Origin of the sequence: Mesorhizobium sp. M7A.F.Ca.CA.002.04.1.1 (assembly GCF_004022805.1) — a bacterium.
Taxonomy (GTDB): domain Bacteria; phylum Pseudomonadota; class Alphaproteobacteria; order Rhizobiales; family Rhizobiaceae; genus Mesorhizobium; species Mesorhizobium ciceri.
In genome coordinates this window covers 1-2,402 of record NZ_RZPL01000811.1, presented here as the reverse complement: position 1 = coordinate 2,402, position 2,402 = coordinate 1, and the positions used below count along the sequence as shown (strand labels likewise).

Sequence of the window (2,402 nt, the reverse complement as noted above, 5' to 3'; positions counted from 1 at the left end):
ATGCATTACCTTCCCCTTCGCTGAGTTTCTTTTGGCGGTGAAATGAACTTATCCGCGCTTTGTAACGGTGATGGGGTGGCGAAGGATTGGCACTGTAACGAATTCGAAACAGCATTTCGGGCGAAGTCGGGCAAAATCGGGCATGGCTTCGACGGCGCCGAGGCTCGAGGCGCAACTTGACCGATCTTACCGAACAGTCTTTCGAAAAGATCAGGCTCAGCCCGGAGCTTGAAGCTCGGCAATGATCTTGTGCGCGGCGATGCGCCCGGCAATGATGGCGCCCTCGACATACCCCGGAAACGATGGCGAGAGTTCTGAAGAGGCGAGATACACCGGCGGTGCGCCGGCAAGGATCGTTCGCTCGGCGTCTGTCGCTGTAACATCGACAATAAGATCGCTGTACGCGCCGCCGCTCCAGCGATCTCCTGTCCAGTCACGCAAACTGAAATCGATGACGTCACCGGCATCCGGACCAAGGGCTGCCTCCAGCCGGCCGGTCACCTCCGCACGCAGTTCCGCCTCGCCGAGGTCGCGCCAACGCAGCGCGAGCGAGCCGCCGGCGAACACGACGAGCGCCGCATGCTCCGCATCCTTGCCGGCGTCGCAGGCAAACAGCCCCGGCGGCTCGAGCCACATCACCATGCCGCTCAAATCCCGCGCCCGCCAAAACGGTTTGGCATAGCGCACCAGGATCTTGATAGCCGCGCCGCTTTCCCAGGCGCCGAGTGCCCGCCCCAGTCCGGCCGGCAAAGCGGGGGCAAAGGCGAGCTCCGTCACCTTCGCCGGCGGGACGGCAACCAGAACCGTGCGCGCCTCGACGGCACCCCCGGCCGAAACGACAAGAACACCTGGCGAACTGTGCTCGATGCGCGTGACCGGCTCGCTTAGCCGCAACCGATCGCCAAGGTCGCGGGCCAGATCGTCGGCCAGCGAATGCATGGTTTCGCGCACAGAATATTGCAGTTCCGTCACCTCGTTGGTGACCCGCCGGTCATTGTCGATCAAATACCAGAGAGGAATCTGGTCCAGCGCCATGCACCAGAGACCTTCGATCATCGAACGGAAAGCCATCCTTGCATCGGCCGAATCGTGCTGGCAGGCAAGCCAGTCGGCGACGGTCAGTCCGGCAATCGAGGCATCGTCCGGATCGATCCCGTTCATGCGCTCGCGGATCGCCATCGCGGCATGATAGGTCCGCTCAGCTCGTTGTGCGGACATCGTCGGCTGGGTGATGAAGTCGCCATCGACATAGGTTTCAACCAGCGTCTTGCCGCGCGCCTCGACCATGGCCATCAATTCCGGCATGTCCTCGCACAGGAACTGGCCACCACCATCGATGCGTTCGCCAAGTCCGTTCAATCGGGACTCGACGCGTCCGCCGACGCGGTCGCGTGCTTCGAGCAGGATGAAATCGATGCCGGCCTTCTTCATCTCAAGCGCCGCCGACAGGCCGGTGAAACCCGCACCGACGATGACGACATCGGCTCGCTCGAATTCGCCGCCCTCATCCGTGAAGGTCTTCAGCATTGCCGGCTATCCACCCAATCGTATCCGGCTTCCACCGACGAACTATGTCCTTGTCGACATATGCCGGCGGGCCGAACACACCATGCCGCAGGCTGTCTCTAACCTATCGTTTTCTCGAGCATATTGAGCCAGTTGCGATAGGCGATTTTTTCGATCAGCGCGCGGCCGAAACCGCGTGCCGCCAATGCATCGATCAGCTTCGGCAGGCCGGCGACATCGCCGATGACGGCCGGGATCATGGCGCCGTCGAAATCGGAGCCAAGACCAACGCCATCCTCACCCAGCGCCTGCAGCAGCGAATCGATATGGCGCACCATGATATCGAGGCTGGTGTCGGCATTCATGCGACCGTCCTCGCGCAGGAAGCCGGTTGCGAAGTTCAGCCCGACCATGCCGCCGGTTTCGCGGATCGCGCCGAGCTGCCAGTCGGTCAAGTTACGCGAATGGCCGCAGATCGCGTGCACGTTGGAATGGGTCGCCACCAGCGGCGCATCGCTGAGTGCGGCGACATCGCGAAAGCCCTTCTCGTTGAGATGCGACAGGTCGATCATGATCTTCAACTGGTTGCAGGCCTTGACCAGCGCCTTGCCGGCATCGGTCAGGCCAGGGCCGGTGTCGGGCGAAGACGGGAAGCGGAACGGCACGCCGTGGCCAAAGGCGTTCGGACGGCTCCAGACGATGCCGAGCGAGCGCAGGCCGGCTTCATGCAGCACGTCGAGCATGGTGAGCTCGGGATCGATCGCCTCGACCCCTTCGATGTGGAACACCGCGGCGATCGACCCTTGCGCCATGGCATTGCGCACATCGCCGGCGCTGCGGCAGACGGTGAGCGCTCCGGCCCGTTCCAGCCTGAACAGGATCGAGGCCATCGCGAT

Annotated in this window: 2 protein-coding genes; both read right to left on the bottom strand. The window is 62.8% G+C overall.

Translation table 11 applies throughout. From position 1 onward, the window contains the following. Positions 1 to 216: 216 nt before the first annotated feature. The gene (locus ENZ75_RS28810) at positions 217 to 1,527 is read right to left on the bottom strand and encodes a flavin monoamine oxidase family protein (RefSeq protein WP_063169138.1); all 1,311 of its coding nucleotides are present in this window, start codon (positions 1,525 to 1,527) and stop codon (positions 217 to 219) included. 98 nt (positions 1,528 to 1,625) lie between these two features. Then, positions 1,626 to 2,402, bottom strand: a 777-nt coding sequence (locus ENZ75_RS28805; RefSeq protein WP_128278508.1) for a dipeptidase, incomplete at its 5' end; no start/stop codon positions are given.